This is a genomic window from Bacillus sp. FSL M7-1345 (assembly GCF_038006985.1).
Lineage (GTDB): Bacteria > Bacillota > Bacilli > Bacillales > Bacillaceae_G > Bacillus_A > Bacillus_A cereus_U.
In genome coordinates this window covers 2,215,990-2,232,059 of sequence record NZ_JBBOWG010000001.1, presented here as the reverse complement: position 1 = coordinate 2,232,059, position 16,070 = coordinate 2,215,990, and the positions used below count along the sequence as shown (strand labels likewise).

Sequence of the window (16,070 nt, the reverse complement as noted above, 5' to 3'; positions counted from 1 at the left end):
TTTTCTAATGTGCGAATCCAACTAAAAAATCTTGAAATTATATATGGAATGAATAGTACGATAAAGGCTTGTATAAAAACTTTCCACTCAGGTACATACGAAACAATCTTGTCCCACATTTTTATCATCCTATAACAATGCATAATTTTAGAAATTCCTCACTCAATTGGAATTTCTTATGAATTATTATGTCTGATAAGAAAAATTTTAATGCACTGAAAACTTCATCATACATTTCATCTATATTTTTCGTTGCATATTCAAAATGATACTTCTATATCAGACCAACAAAAAAGAAGGTGGCCTAAAAATCAGTTTTACTGACTTTATCGGCAACCTTCTTTTATAAAGTATCTTCTTTTTGTAATTGCTTTTCTTCTTTCCAAAGCTTTCCTGGCCAAAAAGCGAAGCGTCCTAAAACGACTGTAATCGCAGGTACAAGCAGTGGTCTTACAATAAATGTATCTAGCAATACACCGATTGCTGTCACAATACCGAATTGAACTAAAACTTGAATTGGCAATGTACCTAATACTGCAAATGTTCCTGCTAAAATTAAACCTGCGGATGTAATTACACTACCTGTTTGTATAACACCATTTTTAACTGATTCTAAATGATTTTGTTTCTTTTTATTCTTCCATATTTCAGAAACCATAAAGATATTATAATCCTCTCCTAAAGCAACTAAAAATACGAATGCATATAACGGTATCGCACCTTGTATCGCGGGAGCTCCCATACCGAAATGCAGTAAAATCCAGCCTGCTCCTAATGCAGAGAAGAAAGATAAAACGACAGTTACAATTAAGTAAATCATCGCAACGATTGAACGTAAATACACGAGTAAAAGTAAAGCGATGATACTAATCATAACCGGAATAATAACCGCTTCATCCCGTTCAGTAATTTGCTTTGTATCATATAAGGAAGCTGTTTCTCCGCCAATCCACAATTGATTTTCTGCATTACTAATCCCTGTGTCTTTTAATACTTTTTTTACACTATTTTTCAATTCAGGGATTTGATCTAATGCTTCAATTGAGTATGGGTTTTCCACTAAAGAAACTTCATACATTTGCAATTGATTATTTTCTTTTCCCCTCATTGGTTCTTTCACTTTATTAACAAAGGATAATTTCTCTATTTCTTGTTTAATAGGTAAATCTTTTCCTTTTGAATCAACTACAATCTTTACTGGTGCTAATTCTCCAGCTGAAAAATGATCCGTGATTAATGTAAATCCTTCACGTGATGGCATATCTTTCGGGAATGATTCTAATAAATCGTACGTGTATTGAATACGTGGTACAAATGAAGCCAATCCTCCTAATAAAAATACAGTTAGCATAATAATTGTCCACGGTTTACGTACAACAATATCACCAATCTTTTTACTAAAGGCCCCCTTTGTAGTTTTTACTTTTAAAACTTTCTTTTTCGCAAACTCTTCATTCATTGCAGTTGTTCTCGGTATGAATGGGAAGAATGCAACTCTACCAAAAATTAATAATAATGCCGGAAGAATTGTTAATGCAGCGATTCCCATTATGAAAACAGCAACACTAAATGGTACTGCAAATCGATGAAAGGCTCCATAATGTGCAAGCAATAATGTTCCTAATCCTAATACTACAGTTAGTGCACTCATTATAATTGCACCACCTGAAGCTTTTATAGCAAGTTGCAGTGCCTTATATTTACTTTCTTCTTCTAACAGATACTCCCTATATCTTGAAATTAAAAATAAACAGTAATCCGTTCCTGCTCCAAACAGTAAAACAGTCATAATCGATATAGCCTGTGCATCTACTTTAATCCATCCATGATCGGCCAAAAAACCAAGTGTAGGACTTGTAATACCGTACGCAAATCCAACGACAATTAAAGGTAAAATTGCTAAAATTGGTGAACGGTACAGTAAAATTAATAAAACTAATACGAGAAGTACAGTAGCAACTAATAATTTCACATCAGCTTGACTGAATAAACTTACCGCATCCGTTTGAATACCTACCGGTCCAGATAATCGAACATGTAAACCAGAATCGGTAATTTTTTGTTTGAATGGATCTTCATCCACTTTACTATTCACTATTTTTCGTAACTCTTCTAAATTACCTTTTAATATATCCGTTCCAGCAGATTTATTAAAGAATATTGGTGTAACAAATGATGTACCATCTTTTGATGCACTTTTTGATAATACTTGCTCTGGAATTGTATCAAATGGTGGTAATGTTGATTGTTCTTTTAAAGGACTGGCCTTTAATTCTTTATAAACATCTTGTATGAGTTTATAATCCTTTGACTGTAATCCACCATCTCGATGCCATACTACTAACAACGGATTTCCTGCATTATTAGGAAATTCTTTTTTCATAAGTGCTTCAGCTTGCTGTGACATAGCTGTTTCAGGTAAATTTTTCGGATTCGGTTCTTTCATACTGTTTACTTGTGGCAACGTAAATGAAAGTACCAATGTAATAAGAATCCAAACCGATAAAGTTATCCATTGCGTATTCTTCCCTGCTACAAGCTTCCCTAACATATTTAACGGGTGCTTTTTCATAAAAACCCACCTTCCTTTTCCCCACCAATATTAATTATATATACTGGTCGGTTAATTAATCAAGAATGATTAAAAAATTATGTTATAATTATCTCAATAATAAATGTCAGGAGCGAATGTATTTGGATCAAAAACAACGTCCTCTCGGAAGGCCTCGTCAAAATAAAAATACAAAATCTACAAAAGCAATCATTTTAGAAGTTGCAACTAGGTTATTTCTCACTCAAAATTATCAAGTTGTTTCGATGGATGAGGTCGCGAAAGAATGTGGTGTTACAAAAGCAACCGTCTACTATTACTATTCAACAAAAGCGGATTTATTTACCGCTACTATGATTCAAATGATGGTACGAATAAGAGAAAATATGGATCAAATCCTCTCTACAAATAAGACTTTGGAAGAAAGATTATTGGACTTTGCTACAGTATACTTACACGCAACGATGGATATTGATATGAAGAACTTTATGAAAGATGCAAAACTATCCTTATCTGAAGAGCAATTGAAGGAATTAAAAAATGCCGAGGATAACATGTATGATGTATTGGAAAAAGCACTCGATAATGCGACGGCCCTTGGAGAAATACCTAAAGGAGATCCTAAATTTGCTGCCCATGCTTTCGTAGCTTTATTATCAATCGGGAATTTTAAAGATGAGAATCACAATCCTACTCTTGCAAATATAGATGAATTAGCAAAACAAATCGTTTCGTTTTATTGGAATGGGTTAAGTCATTAAAATTAAATTGATTATATTTAATAAAGAGCACGTTTGAAATCCCTTCAAACATGCTCTTTATTAATTTAAGGGTTTTATTTATATACTAGCAATTAGATTATACTTTAGCACCGATTAACAAAAAATTCTTATTTACAGCTTTTGAATTTGTGCATTTATATTCCCCTTACTTAATCCACCATGGTAACAAACTACGGATTCAATATCTAGATTTAAATACTTCTTCAAAGACTGTTGTGCTTCCTGAACATCCAAAGTAGTTGGAGCATGAATTCCTCCTAACATTCCATTTACACTATACATTGAATCCCCAGCGATAAGAGTTTTACTTTGTTTCAAATATAAACTAATATGACCCGGAGTGTGCCCTGGAGTATGGAGAATTAGTATCCCACCGCAATACGGAAGTTCTTGTCCATCAATCACAGTATCACTCACTTTACCTTTTGGTGAATTCTCTACATTTCCATCTTTCAATAAAGGTAAATCCCCTTCAATATATGGCTTATCTAGCTCGTGCGCATAAACTTTAATATTACTTCCACGGTTCTGCAACAACTCTGGAAGACCACCTATATGATCTATATCCTGATGCGTCAAAATGACGACTTTTAGCTTATCAAAAGATACCCCAACTCTCTCTATCTCTACTTGTATATCTTCAATTTGTCCAGGGAATCCAGTATCTATTAATACTACCATTTCATCATCCCATAAAAGAATTGGGTGAATAATAAATTCTTGAAATTCAAGTTGTAACATTTCTACCCCTTTAGCAATCTCCATAAATTTATTCTCCTTTATAATGAAGTTTAAAAATATGTACAAGTACACCAAAAATATAAAGCGCCGCTATCTTATAATATGTTTTGTCATCCCAATAGAGAATGCCTCAAACCCTATAGATTCATAGTAAGATTGCAGATTTTCTACACACATAAGTTGGGGAATAACTTTGTTTTGTTCACAGTGCTGGATTAATCGTTCCACTATTTCTTTTCCAATGCCAATGGACTGATATTCTGGCAATACACATACACCGCAAATAACCCCCGTTATTACACCATCGGATATAACGCGCCCCATACCTATTAATTGTTGCTCTTTAAAAGCATATATTGCATACCAACTTTGTTTACACATTTGTTCCAATTCATTAACTGTTAATTTAAGAGAATTCCATCCTAAAGATTCGTATAAGGCTAATAATTCATTAAAATCTGTAGGATGTTCACTTGTGTAGCGTATACTATTTTCCATGTAATACTCCCTATTCTCTGGCTTGTTTATATTTCATAAAACTACCCTTTATAAAAAAATTCTGATCGACGTGAAAATAACTAGTACAAACTTCAATAAGAAAAATAGAATTCCTTCTCAACATAAAATAAAAAGAAGTTACCTCACCTGAGTTAACTTCTTTTATATAAGACTATCATTATATTATCAACCAAAAATCATACAGCTACATACGATAAGAACAAACAAAACTAATAAACTATTTGAGAAATAACCCATAGAATACTACCCCTTTATTTCATTATGTAATAGATTTTATCATAAAATGATTTTCAACATAATAACTGAAAAAGACATTGCATTCATTAGTTATATATGTTTAGTAATATTTTTTTTTTACAATTGGTAAGAAATTTTACATTTGGTAACGCTATCTAACGGGCTTTTGAGCAGCACGATGGACGTCAACAAGATCGTAGTTTCATTGCACTTGAAAACGCTGCAAAATAACAAAGATATACTAGGATTTAATTTCATCATAAAAGAAATCGAAAGACTCATATTTCTCTTTCTATAAACCTTATTAGCACAAAACTTCTTTCAGTTTCTATATAAGGATAATCAAATGTAATAGAGGGATATACCTTATAAAAACATTTCCTATTAATAAAATACTAATGATTATAGGCTATTGTCGGTATTTTATTAATACACTTTAATAAATAAATTTCAAAAACTATTGTACATGCTCATACATAAATAAAAAAAACGAATATATTGACATTGAATAGTTTTAAAAATCTAAAGTAATTTCAAAAAGGAGATTAGATAATATGAGCGAACAATGTCCAATTAATGTACCATGTCAGGTAGACGGACAAACTCAAACACCATTAAGTGATGCAGCAGCAACACCAATTCTTACTCCGGGAGCACCGATTGTAAAAATACCAGTTGTATTAGCAGAAAGAACGATTCAAATTGTTGTAGAATCTGATATTTCATTAGATCCTCCAGCAGTTGAAATTAAACGTATCTTAAAAAATGCATTTTTAACACAATGTAAGTTAGTTCCTGTAGCATTTACTCCAGTACCAGGTACAAATTACCGCCGAGTTACAAGAGCAAAATTATTTGTACAAGGATATATTCGTAAAAATATCGAATATGCAAATGATGAGTGTAATGGAGTGCTATATGATCGTATTGCAAATGTTCCATTTTCTGGTTTTGCAGATTTAACAGCAGCAGATTTTCTATCACAAGCTTTAGTAGCGGCTTCCTCAGATACTACTTCTCACTTTATTAATCCTAAAAATGGTGATCTACCACGTTTAGACAAATACTTCTTCGAAAATACAGTTTTTTATAATGAACAACCGTATTGCGAATTAGTCAGCGCTCAATTTTTCGAATTAGACTTTTCACCTTGTCCAACAGACCTAAACGAACCATTTGAGACTCTTCGTGAAAAAATTGTACTAGATCTTACTTTAAAAGTTTTACAAGTACAACAAGTACAAGTTTAAAATAAAAAAGCACTCATTTTGAGTGCTTTTTTATTTTATAAATTTGTAAATAAGAGCCCTTCTTATTGTTCAAAACCAACCTACTTAAAAAGAAAACTATAAAATAAAATGAAATGTAATAAGTGAGCTTTGTTTTTTACTACCAATAATGAAACCAACATGGACAGACGTACAAGCAAAACATACTCATTTTCCATTACATATAATAAGTATGCTAAAAATAAAGGAGTTTGATTGTTTATGTCGTCAAAATTTAGCAAACACCCCAATCATTGTTGGATGCCTTGTGCGTTTCCTATTCCAGAACCACCAAAACCTGAAATACAATCAGCATTCAGAGCTGTTAGAAATGCAACTAATCCTAATATAACTATTCCTGCAAATACTTCTATACAGGTTTTATATCCAAATGAACAATACGATCTAAGAAATGAATATAATACTCTTACCTCCACATTTATTCCAGCAACAAAAGGTATATATTCTATTATTGCAAGTGTTGAATTTATTGTTACTCCTCCTCCTACTACTCCTACTGATTATAGAGTATTAATATCTATCCTCGTAAATAATATTGCAGTAGCTATTGATAATGATTTTTTTAATACTAGACTTGGAAATAACAATATTGCATCTGTTTCTACTAATATTCAATTAAATGCTGGAGATCAAGTACAAATATTTGTAACAAGTACCATAGCTGGTTCAATCGATTCAGATCCTAGCAGTACACACTTTGAAGCAACAAGATTTCCATCTCCAACAATTTAAATTAAAAGCTAACTTCATATAACACTAATTATGTAAATGAGCTGTCCATATGGGCGGCTTATTTACATAAATCTCGTTATCAGAAGTCACTGTATCTAGTAACATAGAAAAAGTTCTTTCAGATTTTCTAAATGGATTTTCCGTTTATATAATCAAGTCTTATCAAAAAAATTAGTCGAGTCCGTAAAAATAGTGCTGATTATTTAAGAAGATATTTTTTGGGTGGGATAGATAATTTAGTATTTGCAGCATTTTTTACAAAACGACTAGTAATTGAAGCGGATGGGGGAGAAAAAGCAAAAGGTACTGGATTTACAAAAGAAGATCTTGCCGCAGCAAAATGATTTGTTTCATCTCCACCAATTTGAATATACACATCATATCCATAATATCTTTCGGAACTTCCGCACATTCTGATACCTGATGGATTTGACCATTAAAACACCTTGTTTAACAACCTTCTAAAACTCTTTACGTTTCGTATCATCCAATAAACGAGCATACTTGTATAGTTCGACCTTACTATCCTCCCTACATCTCCAAAAACTCAATAATCGTTTCACATACTTTATCCGTCTCTTCAATATCTGGAAAATGTGCACTATTTTCAAATATAACAAGTTTACTATTTTTTACTTGTCTCGTTATTCTACTACTCATTCCCACACCCGTGTTATAGTCATGCGCCCCGACTATGACACACGTATCAGTTTCTAAATCTTTAATGCGCTCAATAAGTGGTAAAGCTGATTTTGTTTCTAAAATAACTTTACTCATCTTCCCTGTATTGTTTAACTTACTTTCCTCCCAAAGACTTCGATTTAGCTTTGCAAATTCTTCATTTATAAATAATAGTCGATCTATAGTTTTGGTATCAACTACACTCCAAACTTGATTATATTTTTCTTTTAAAGAAACTTCTGACTTACTTATTATTGAGATTTGTTCATTCATGTTTCCTTCTGTCACCTGTAAAAAACCTTCTATCTGCACATTATACATATCATCATATTCATCTAACGATGGCGCTTGTAATACCATTTGTTTAATATTCTCTGGATATTTCAAAGCATATTCTAAACAGAGTTGTCCACCAAATGAATAACCTAACAAATTTACTTTCTTTACATTTAATCTCTTTCTTAATTTCTCTAGATCTTCCACTAGAATATTTATTGAATATTCATCGTCATCTTGTGGTGCATCACTTCGCCCACATCCTCTTTGTTCATAATAAACTACAGTTATATATTCCTCTAACTTCACTCCAAGTGTTCTTTCAAATACATAATGATTACCACCTGGACCTCCATGTACAATAATGAGAGGAACTGTATTATGAGCTGTCCCTGCAATTTTACACCAATGCTGAATCCCATCGATTTTCCAATAATGTACACCATCTTCCAACATGTACTGAATCACTTATTTTCTCTCCTTATCGCTCATTTACTACCAACTACATGTATATGTTCTAATTATTAACACCTTTTTCCTTTAAATTCTTTAGACCCTATCCTTGTTTATATGAATAGCTTTCTTATTCGAAAATAGATTTTTAAAAATTCCTACTCCTACAATTAATAGACCTATTCCAACTAATTTATTTATTTGTATTGGAACGCTCTCCATTCCAAACAATCCGAATGTATCGATACATAATGCAACAACTAATTGAGTAATAAGGCTAATTAACACCGTATACGCTGGACCTAAACTCTTTATTGCACCCATTATACAAATAATTAATCCAATGCCAAACAATCCGCTTATATAAGACAAATAATTTGTAGTATAAAAATTAATGCTAATACTTTTCTCTGTTATGATATAAAATAGAACAGAACTCATGAGACCTATTCCAAGAACGCATGCAGTTGTTAACCACTGTCCTACATTTTCATTCACTTTCGTATTAAAAACAGATTGTAAGCTAATTAATATTCCAGCTAATATAGCTAAACTAAATCCAATCATAATCCTTCTCTCCCTTTCATTATTCATATATATTATCTTTAGCAACTTCCTTCATTCTAGAAAAATCTTTAATTACAATAACTCCATTATTCTTTTCAATTAATTTTTCATTATAAAATTTTTGTAAAACTCGAATTACATGCCTATAACTTACACCTATAAAATCTGCAATACTTGATACAGAAGTTGAATTCAAATCCTCTTTATACATATTCCCATTACTATCCGTTGAAATTGAAAGTAAATAACTAGCTACACGTACTTCTACCGGATAAAGTAAATTTAGAGCTGTAAAACGAGTCGATATTTTTAACGTGTTCGCAATGTTTTCAAGCAAAAATTTCATAAATATAGGATCATGTAATAACTTGTTTCTAATAACCGTATTAGAAATGGAGATAGCTACTACATCTGAACAAGCTTCAGCAACGTTATGTGCTTTACTATTTTGTATTAGTTCAATATCACCAACAATCGCCAACGGATTTATAAAGCGAAGAATCAGTTTCTTTCCTTCTGGTGTAATCGTGTAAACTTTTACTTTTCCTTTAATAACAAAATATAAACGATGAATTTCATCATCTTTATCGCAAATAAGCTTGCCTTTTTCAAAATGATTTACTTGAAAATTGTCAGTACTTATTCCTGAAAAAATTTCAATTATATTATAAGCTTTCAAATATTGAATAATTAAGTCTGATTTATTATCCACTTACAGTCCCTTCTTTCCTTACATATTAAACACAAAAACACCTAAAATCATTACTATTGTTCCCACAATATGGTATCTCTCCATTTGTCTCTTTTTTATATGAAATAATCCTTTCATTTCAATAACAGTAGCTGTTAATAATTGAGCAACCATAAGTGTTCCAGCTGTTAATGTAACTCCCATTGAATATATCGCCATTGTTTCCGCACAAATAATCAACCCACCAAGTGCGCCAGCTGCTAAATATACTTTTTTCACACCCTTTAAATCCGTTACTTTCTCTTCTTTCTTTAACAAAAATATAGTTGTTGCAATAAGAAACCCAATTAAATGCGTCATAATACTCGTCGACCATATACCGATATCTGAACTAAGTTTCGCATTAAACGTACCTTGAAGTGTAATGAATACTCCTCCAAAAACTGCAAATAAAATACCTTTCAAAAAATCATCTCCTAATCTTCTATCTATGATTTAATTAAAAGCTACAATACTACAACAACAAAAGGACAAATGTCACATCGATATGAAAATAATTAGTAATGTACACGAAAAAACACATCTCAAAATATGTGAGATGTGTTTATAATGTTTTATCAATATATAATGTTATAACAATTAAAACTACACTACATTAACAGCTTTATTCTTCAAAACAAACTTTCCAAATAAGAAACGTACAAGTGGTCCCATAATAATTAATTGCAATGGATACGCCATAATAAAATTTTTAATAAAGACCGAAAAATAAATTGAAACGAATGAGTCACCATGTAACCCATTATGTAAATACATCATAGCCATTCCGTAAAATGACATAAAGAATACCATTCCGATTACCATTGTTGTTGCCATCGCAATAATCATCTTTACTTTTTTTGATTTATCAAATGGTAATGCAAATACAATCTTTTTCGCACACGGTCCAACGATACATATTTCAATTAATAGCGCAATAATAAATCCAATTATTAGTTCTAATGCGATCTCCTTAATATGAATTGGCCCTCCTGCTCCATTCATTACTAAATTGTAAAACGTCATAACTATAACCATCCCGAGGCACATCATCATACCAAATTGGAGGTTTTCCTTTCTTGTTGTTGGCAATTTTCATCATCCCTTCTCTTTGAGTCTTTGTCATTATATCGATATTGGAAACTCCTTCGTAAGTGAAAATTTTGTGAACATTTTTAAAGCGTTTACGTGCATTTCTTCCACTCTTCACTTCAATCCTCCCACTTTATAACTTTTTACTTACAAAGGTTTTATATATTTTAATGTTGAATTATTAAATTTAATATTGAATTATATGATAATTACTACTAGGAGGATAACTATGAATAAAGCAGAATTTTACGCATATCACATCGTTACAAGGAAAACAATGAGTATCGGACAAATCATTCACTTTGACAAAAATCAAACTAATACCCTCTATCACTTCTTTTTTGAAAGAGAACAATTAAATTCTAATGATGAAGACTCCATTCAAATTTTAAAAAGTCATTATCTCAATGAGGAATTACATATAAATAATGAAAGTGCTAAAGTAGTTATAAATTATATAGATCAAACAATTAGAGCGGTTAGAGAAACGATTGTAGAAATGGTTAGACTGCAAGAATTCCCTGAATATCCCTCAAGGTTGTCTTGCTTATATGCTTCCAAAAGCTATGAAGATGCTTTGAAATGGAAAGCGCTATTTGATTCTTACAATCGAAAAGTTTTGCAGATTGTTAAACTACGAGTGATCGGTAGTTCTTTTGAAGGTGACGGAAATCTTTTACCGAAAGAAGATGGTATTCCTTTCGCTCAAAAAATTGAACAGGCTAGAGAGTATTGGAAAGGAAACGTTAGAAATGAACTTCCTGAGCTATTAATTAATGGGAAAATTGAAGTGGTAGAAATTATTGATGATTTTTCCTCAATTCATATTTAATTAATATAGGATGGAGATTAAAATGATGAAAAAAGTGTACTTCAATCATGATGGTGGTGTAGATGATTTAATTTCATTATTTTTATTACTTCAGATGGACAACGTCAAACTTACAGGTGTTTCGGTTATCCCTGCAGATTGCTATTTAGAACCCGCAATGTCTGCAAGTCGTAAAATTATCGATCGCCTCGGCAAAAGTAATATTGAAGTAGCAGCGTCAAACTCTCGTGGGAAAAATCCATTTCCAAAAGACTGGCGGATGCATGCATTTTATGTAGATGCTTTACCAATTTTAAATGAGTCTGGAAAAGTTGTAACACCTGCAGCAGCCAAACCTGCGCATCATCATTTAATTGAAACCCTACTACAAACTGAAGAGAAAACAACATTATTATTTACAGGTCCTCTTACGGATTTAGCCCGTGCACTATATGAAGCACCTGTAATCGAGGGGAAAATTGAGCGCCTTATTTGGATGGGAGGGACATTTCGTAGTGCAGGCAATGTACATGAACCAGAACATGATGGAACGGCTGAGTGGAATTCGTTTTGGGACCCTGAAGCAGTAGCTCGTGTATGGGAGGCAAAAATTGAAATCGACTTAGTGACACTAGAAAGTACAAACCAAGTTCCGTTAACAATAGACATACGTGAACAGTGGGCAAAAGAGCGTAAATATATTGGTGTTGATTTCCTTGGTCAATGCTATGCAATGGTCCCCCCTCTCGTTCACTTTTCAACGAACTCTACTTACTATTTATGGGATGTACTAACTACTGCGTTTGTCGGAAACACTAACCTTTCAAAAACTCTAACGATTACTAGTATTGTCCATACTTACGGACCAAGCCAAGGGCGTACAGTGGAAACTAATGATGGGCGACCAGTAAATGTCATTTATGATGTGAAACGTGATGCATTCTTTGAATATATTACTGAATTAGCTAAAAAAGCTGCTAATCACAACCAGTGTTGAAAGCCGTATAAACCCAGGTGATGAGCCAGCAAAAAAATTTAGAAATTGGTTGGGACTAGATATTTAATTATTAAAAAGAGTATTGAATTAATTTTCAATACTCTTTTTGTGCAGTTAAATTGCATTTGGTCAGAATAAGCATCCATTTAATTAGAGTTAGGTTTTACAGATTAACCATTTCATAACCATTTACAAAATACTCTATCGTTTCTAGCTCATCTTCATTTAATTCTCTATCTAGTTCTTGTTTATACGCTGCCTTTATCTTCTCTTCATTGCCTTTATGAGTTTCCGTATAAGCTCCTACTGTTTTTAGCAAATGAATTTCTTGTAAAAACTCATCCCGATTTATAGCTGTCCCATGAGAAAGAATATATGTCTCAGCATCAAATCCCTCTAATTCTTGTATCAATTTAAACGTTCGTTTCGTCGTATAGTTCCGCTTAGAAGAAAAAATATCTGCATAAATACAATCTCCTAAAAACAATATCTTTTCTTCTTTAATATAAATGACAACAGAGTCATGTGAATGGTCTCCTCCCACATGCTTTAACACACATGTCACATCACCAAGGTCTAATTCAAGTTGCTTCTGAAAGGTTAAGGTCGGCGGAATAATTTGAATATTTCTTGGTTGTTCACTGAACTCTTTTTTTATACAGTCCGCACAAAATTCAATTTCTGTACCTTCTTTCACTCGTGCGTCCAATGCCTCATCCGACCACTCATAAGAAACTAGTGTCTGCATCTCTTTTTTTGTTTCAAAATGTGCGATAGACAATGCATTTTGTAATACAGGCAATCCAAAAATATGATCCCAGTGCCAATGCGTTAATGCTACAAAATCAGGATTTGAGATATTTTGCTCTTTTAGCATTTCTAAAAACAATTGTGTATGTGCTTCTGAATTACCTGCATCTATCATCAAAGTCTTTTCTTTTCCAACTACCATTCCTAAGATAGGTCTATCAGTCTCGGAAACGGGTGTCATATACCAAAATGCGTTTCCTATTTTTTTAATTTGCTGCATAACTATTGCCTCCATTTTATGACTGTGTAAAAATTCCCAGCCGAGAAATTTCTTTATTCTTTATTTTGATTACTAGTAAATAACAATGTCAGAAATGAAATCATTCTACATTTTTTATTATCTAGTGAAATACAAATACTAATGATAATTTTGACAGGTAATCCTTTCTCGATATTTGTTACCTTTAATCTATTTTACGCTACGAACTTGCCTTTAAATTATATTACAATTTGTATAAATGAGATACATTTTACAATATCGAAGGAGTGCTGAACCGTGAATGCAAAGGAAACAATCATTCCCTATTTCGGTAATGTGTTAACAGATAAAAAGTTGATCAATCAATGAATTTAATGACGAAGGCTACCATGTTATCAGCTGAATAAAAGCAGCAACTATACAGTTGCTGCTTCCAACATTTCTTTTTGTATTTCAACACGTTTGATTTGGTGAGGGTCTTTAGAAAGAATTTTAAATGCATATCCTTCGCTATTTATTGTTTGCCCTTCCTGGATATCATAATTCTGCATCAGAATCCAACCACCAATCGTGTCAACATCACTATCATTCATATGTAATCCTAGTAAATCATTTAATTCACTAATTAATACTTTACCTTCTACGACAACATGACCTTCCTTCATTTGTTGGATGGGAGGACGCTCATCTTCATCGTATTCATCACGTATTTCTCCTACAATCTCTTCCAGAATATCCTCAATGGTTACAATACCAGCCGTACCGCCGTATTCATCATATAATACAGCCAACGGAATACGTTTCTTTTGCATTTGTAGTAAAAGATTATGTATCGGTATGGTCTCAATTACTTCAATTACTGGACGCGTATACGATTGAATAGAACTGAATTCTTTTGCTTCCTTATTCATATAACGGATAAAGAAATCTTTCACATTCACCATACCAATGATTTCATCTTTATCTTCCCCAAATACTGGGTAACGTGTGTACTTTTCATCACGGATTATTTTCATATGGTCTGCTAAAGAATTATCTACATGTAGCCCTATAATTTCTGTACGAGGGACCATGATTTCTTTCGCGATACGATTATCAAATTCAAAAATATTATTTACATATTTGTATTCAGCTTGATTAATTTCTCCACGTTCATAACTTTCAGAAAGAATCAATCGTAATTCTTCTTCTGTATGTGCTACATCATGCTCTGATGCAGGTTTTAAGCCGAACATTCCGGTTATCATCCTTGCAGAGCCATTTAACAAGCGAATAAACGGATACATGATTTTGTAGAACCAGATAAGCGGAGCCGAAAGTAATAAAGTAACCTTCTCAGCCTTTTGAATCGCGAATGTTTTTGGTGCTAATTCACCAACTACAACATGTAAGTACGTCATTATAGTAAAAGCAATTCCTAAAGATAATACACCTGCAATGGAAGGATTGATGTTCCACTTATCAAATAAAGGATGTAAAAGTCTCTCAATCGTTGGTTCACCTAGTGCTCCAAGTCCCATTGCTGTAACTGTAATCCCTAATTGACAAGCTGACAAATATTCATCCAAGTTTGATGTCACTTTCTTAGCTGCCAGCGCACCCTTCTTTCCTTCTAATACAAATTGATCAATCTTTGAACCTCTTACTTTTACAATAGCAAACTCAATTGCCACGAAAAATGCAGTACATGCGATTAAAACCGCTACCATGATTAAATTAAATATGTCCAACTAATTCCCTTAGCTTTCTTGAAACTAAAGGATTCACCTCCTGATATATTTTCTCTTTCCATACCTATAATTTCATACACATTAACATGAGATTGTATACAATCTACATTCTCAAAATGATGAGAGGTACTTTGAGAAAATCGAGGTCATTTAGCCACCTATCCGAGTCAACATCTGAGTCCAATACATTTCCACCGCCTTGATTAAATTATCTATATGTTAGCATGAGAAATAAATCCCAGTCAACGTTTACATTTTGCATACCCTGAAATTTAAACAAAAAGCTTCTCTTCCCTGTTACATAAAATCTCTTAATGCGTGCACCAAAAACTATAACATACCCTTCGCTTCCACTAACTATATTATTTTTTATTCATTATTTACATTCCTTCTCACAGCAAAAAACAAAGCTCAGTAATTTTTATCAGACTTTTCGAAAACATTTTGACACACATATTAGCCAATGCTAATATGAATGAAGAATAAACACATTAGTAATGACTAATACGATTGGAGTGAATACGATTGTGCAACTCAAATGACTTAGATATTAAAGCCAAATTTATTCGAGGCTTTGCTGATAAAACAAGACTTCAGATTCTTCAATGTATGTTAGATGGTGAAAAAACGGTATCCGAAATTGTAGAAATCACTAAAGGAAATCAGTCAAATATCTCACAACACCTAAACTGTTTAAAGGGCTGCGGCATTATCCTAGGTAGACAAGAAGGAAAATATGTCTACTATTCCTTACGCAGTACACAAATTGAACAGTTACTTACAATGTTCGATGTTGTCTTTCATGAGGTACAAAATGAAGTAGCATCATGTGACAAAAACGATGGTTGTTTATCTCAAAAAGGAGAGAACTGA

The 16,070-nt window shown here is 32.6% G+C and carries 18 protein-coding genes; 7 read left to right on the top strand and 11 right to left on the bottom strand.

Features of this window, described 5'->3' with window-relative positions; all coding sequences use genetic code 11:
• Positions 1-343: 343 nt before the first annotated feature.
• On the bottom strand, positions 344-2,572 hold the full coding sequence (locus MHB76_RS11585) for an MMPL family transporter (RefSeq protein WP_340986536.1): 2,229 nt from the start codon (positions 2,570-2,572) through the stop codon (positions 344-346).
• Positions 2,573-2,694: 122 nt separating this feature from the next.
• Here MHB76_RS11585 and MHB76_RS11580 point away from each other — a divergent pair, with 122 nt between their 5' ends.
• Positions 2,695-3,312 carry a TetR/AcrR family transcriptional regulator gene (locus MHB76_RS11580; protein WP_078174335.1) on the top strand — a complete coding sequence of 206 codons (618 nt, stop codon included), beginning with the start codon at positions 2,695-2,697 and terminating at the stop codon, positions 3,310-3,312.
• A gap of 132 nt (positions 3,313-3,444) precedes the next feature.
• Here the strand turns inward: MHB76_RS11580 and MHB76_RS11575 are convergent, their stop codons facing one another.
• Positions 3,445-4,098 (bottom strand): MBL fold metallo-hydrolase, encoded by a 654-nt coding sequence (locus tag MHB76_RS11575; RefSeq protein WP_078174334.1) that lies wholly within the window; start codon positions 4,096-4,098, stop codon positions 3,445-3,447.
• A 66-nt stretch (positions 4,099-4,164) separates the two neighbouring features.
• The gene (locus MHB76_RS11570) at positions 4,165-4,572 is read right to left on the bottom strand and encodes a GNAT family N-acetyltransferase (protein WP_002109867.1); all 408 of its coding nucleotides are present in this window, start codon (positions 4,570-4,572) and stop codon (positions 4,165-4,167) included.
• An 812-nt stretch (positions 4,573-5,384) separates the two neighbouring features.
• Here MHB76_RS11570 and MHB76_RS11565 point away from each other — a divergent pair.
• The 3 genes from MHB76_RS11565 (at position 5,385) to MHB76_RS11555 (ending at position 7,195) form a co-directional block, all read left to right on the top strand.
• The gene (locus tag MHB76_RS11565) at positions 5,385-6,080 is read left to right on the top strand and encodes a CsxC family protein (RefSeq protein WP_199709531.1); all 696 of its coding nucleotides are present in this window, start codon (positions 5,385-5,387) and stop codon (positions 6,078-6,080) included.
• Positions 6,081-6,320: 240 nt separating this feature from the next.
• Positions 6,321-6,851, top strand: coding sequence for a hypothetical protein (locus tag MHB76_RS11560; RefSeq protein ID WP_078174186.1), 531 nt, complete (start codon positions 6,321-6,323; stop codon positions 6,849-6,851).
• A gap of 218 nt (positions 6,852-7,069) precedes the next feature.
• Complete coding sequence (locus tag MHB76_RS11555; protein ID WP_275958401.1) at positions 7,070-7,195, top strand: hypothetical protein; 126 nt, start codon at positions 7,070-7,072, stop codon at positions 7,193-7,195.
• Positions 7,196-7,382: 187 nt separating this feature from the next.
• Here MHB76_RS11555 and MHB76_RS11550 read toward each other — a convergent pair whose 3' ends face one another.
• From MHB76_RS11550 to MHB76_RS11525, 6 genes are all read right to left on the bottom strand, one after another.
• Positions 7,383-8,276: an alpha/beta fold hydrolase gene (locus MHB76_RS11550; RefSeq protein ID WP_308033387.1), complete on the bottom strand. Its 894-nt coding sequence runs from the start codon at positions 8,274-8,276 to the stop codon at positions 7,383-7,385.
• 81 nt (positions 8,277-8,357) lie between these two features.
• The gene (locus MHB76_RS11545; protein WP_340986526.1) at positions 8,358-8,828 is read right to left on the bottom strand and encodes a DMT family transporter; all 471 of its coding nucleotides are present in this window, start codon (positions 8,826-8,828) and stop codon (positions 8,358-8,360) included.
• Between the two features lie 19 nt (positions 8,829-8,847).
• Entirely contained in the window at positions 8,848-9,540 is a 693-nt protein-coding gene (locus MHB76_RS11540; RefSeq protein WP_078174188.1) for a Crp/Fnr family transcriptional regulator, read from the bottom strand.
• A gap of 18 nt (positions 9,541-9,558) precedes the next feature.
• Complete coding sequence (locus tag MHB76_RS11535; protein WP_340986523.1) at positions 9,559-9,984, bottom strand: DMT family transporter; 426 nt, start codon at positions 9,982-9,984, stop codon at positions 9,559-9,561.
• A gap of 180 nt (positions 9,985-10,164) precedes the next feature.
• Positions 10,165-10,614, bottom strand: coding sequence for a DUF2798 domain-containing protein (locus MHB76_RS11530; protein WP_236735526.1), 450 nt, complete (start codon positions 10,612-10,614; stop codon positions 10,165-10,167).
• Positions 10,532-10,768, bottom strand: coding sequence for a hypothetical protein (locus tag MHB76_RS11525; RefSeq protein WP_236735527.1), 237 nt, complete (start codon positions 10,766-10,768; stop codon positions 10,532-10,534). The genes MHB76_RS11530 and MHB76_RS11525 overlap by 83 nt, the downstream gene beginning before the upstream one ends.
• A gap of 111 nt (positions 10,769-10,879) precedes the next feature.
• Between MHB76_RS11525 and MHB76_RS11520 the strand changes: the two genes are divergently transcribed.
• Together MHB76_RS11520 and MHB76_RS11515 are read left to right on the top strand one after the other, a co-directional pair.
• On the top strand, positions 10,880-11,482 hold the full coding sequence (locus tag MHB76_RS11520) for a DUF2441 domain-containing protein (protein ID WP_199709533.1): 603 nt from the start codon (positions 10,880-10,882) through the stop codon (positions 11,480-11,482).
• A 22-nt stretch (positions 11,483-11,504) separates the two neighbouring features.
• On the top strand, positions 11,505-12,458 hold the full coding sequence (locus MHB76_RS11515) for a nucleoside hydrolase (RefSeq protein ID WP_340986521.1): 954 nt from the start codon (positions 11,505-11,507) through the stop codon (positions 12,456-12,458).
• 163 nt (positions 12,459-12,621) lie between these two features.
• On the opposite strand, the gene MHB76_RS11505 is transcribed toward MHB76_RS11515, so the two are convergent.
• Together MHB76_RS11505 and MHB76_RS11500 are read right to left on the bottom strand one after the other, a co-directional pair.
• Entirely contained in the window at positions 12,622-13,503 is an 882-nt protein-coding gene (locus MHB76_RS11505) for an MBL fold metallo-hydrolase (protein ID WP_078174190.1), read from the bottom strand.
• Positions 13,504-13,883: 380 nt separating this feature from the next.
• Positions 13,884-15,197 carry a hemolysin family protein gene (locus tag MHB76_RS11500; RefSeq protein WP_078174191.1) on the bottom strand — a complete coding sequence of 438 codons (1,314 nt, stop codon included), beginning with the start codon at positions 15,195-15,197 and terminating at the stop codon, positions 13,884-13,886.
• A gap of 525 nt (positions 15,198-15,722) precedes the next feature.
• On the opposite strand from MHB76_RS11500, the gene MHB76_RS11495 reads away from it, so the two are divergent.
• Positions 15,723-16,070: an ArsR/SmtB family transcription factor gene (locus MHB76_RS11495; RefSeq protein WP_002109853.1), complete on the top strand. Its 348-nt coding sequence runs from the start codon at positions 15,723-15,725 to the stop codon at positions 16,068-16,070.

What these genes read in the sequence shown, in the direction of transcription:
- MHB76_RS11585 (WP_340986536.1), bottom strand. Translation starts at nt 2,572, where the DNA reads ATGAAAAAGCACCCGTTAAATATGTTAGGGAAGCTTGTAGCAGGGAAG.
- MHB76_RS11575 (WP_078174334.1), bottom strand. Translation starts at nt 4,098, where the DNA reads ATGGAGATTGCTAAAGGGGTAGAAATGTTACAACTTGAATTTCAAGAA.
- MHB76_RS11570 (WP_002109867.1), bottom strand. Translation starts at nt 4,572, where the DNA reads ATGGAAAATAGTATACGCTACACAAGTGAACATCCTACAGATTTTAAT.
- MHB76_RS11565 (WP_199709531.1), top strand. Translation starts at nt 5,385, where the DNA reads ATGAGCGAACAATGTCCAATTAATGTACCATGTCAGGTAGACGGACAA.
- MHB76_RS11560 (WP_078174186.1), top strand. Translation starts at nt 6,321, where the DNA reads ATGTCGTCAAAATTTAGCAAACACCCCAATCATTGTTGGATGCCTTGT.
- MHB76_RS11545 (WP_340986526.1), bottom strand. Translation starts at nt 8,828, where the DNA reads ATGATTGGATTTAGTTTAGCTATATTAGCTGGAATATTAATTAGCTTA.
- MHB76_RS11530 (WP_236735526.1), bottom strand. Translation starts at nt 10,614, where the DNA reads ATGATGATGTGCCTCGGGATGGTTATAGTTATGACGTTTTACAATTTA.
- MHB76_RS11520 (WP_199709533.1), top strand. Translation starts at nt 10,880, where the DNA reads ATGAATAAAGCAGAATTTTACGCATATCACATCGTTACAAGGAAAACA.
- MHB76_RS11515 (WP_340986521.1), top strand. Translation starts at nt 11,505, where the DNA reads ATGATGAAAAAAGTGTACTTCAATCATGATGGTGGTGTAGATGATTTA.
- MHB76_RS11505 (WP_078174190.1), bottom strand. Translation starts at nt 13,503, where the DNA reads ATGGAGGCAATAGTTATGCAGCAAATTAAAAAAATAGGAAACGCATTT.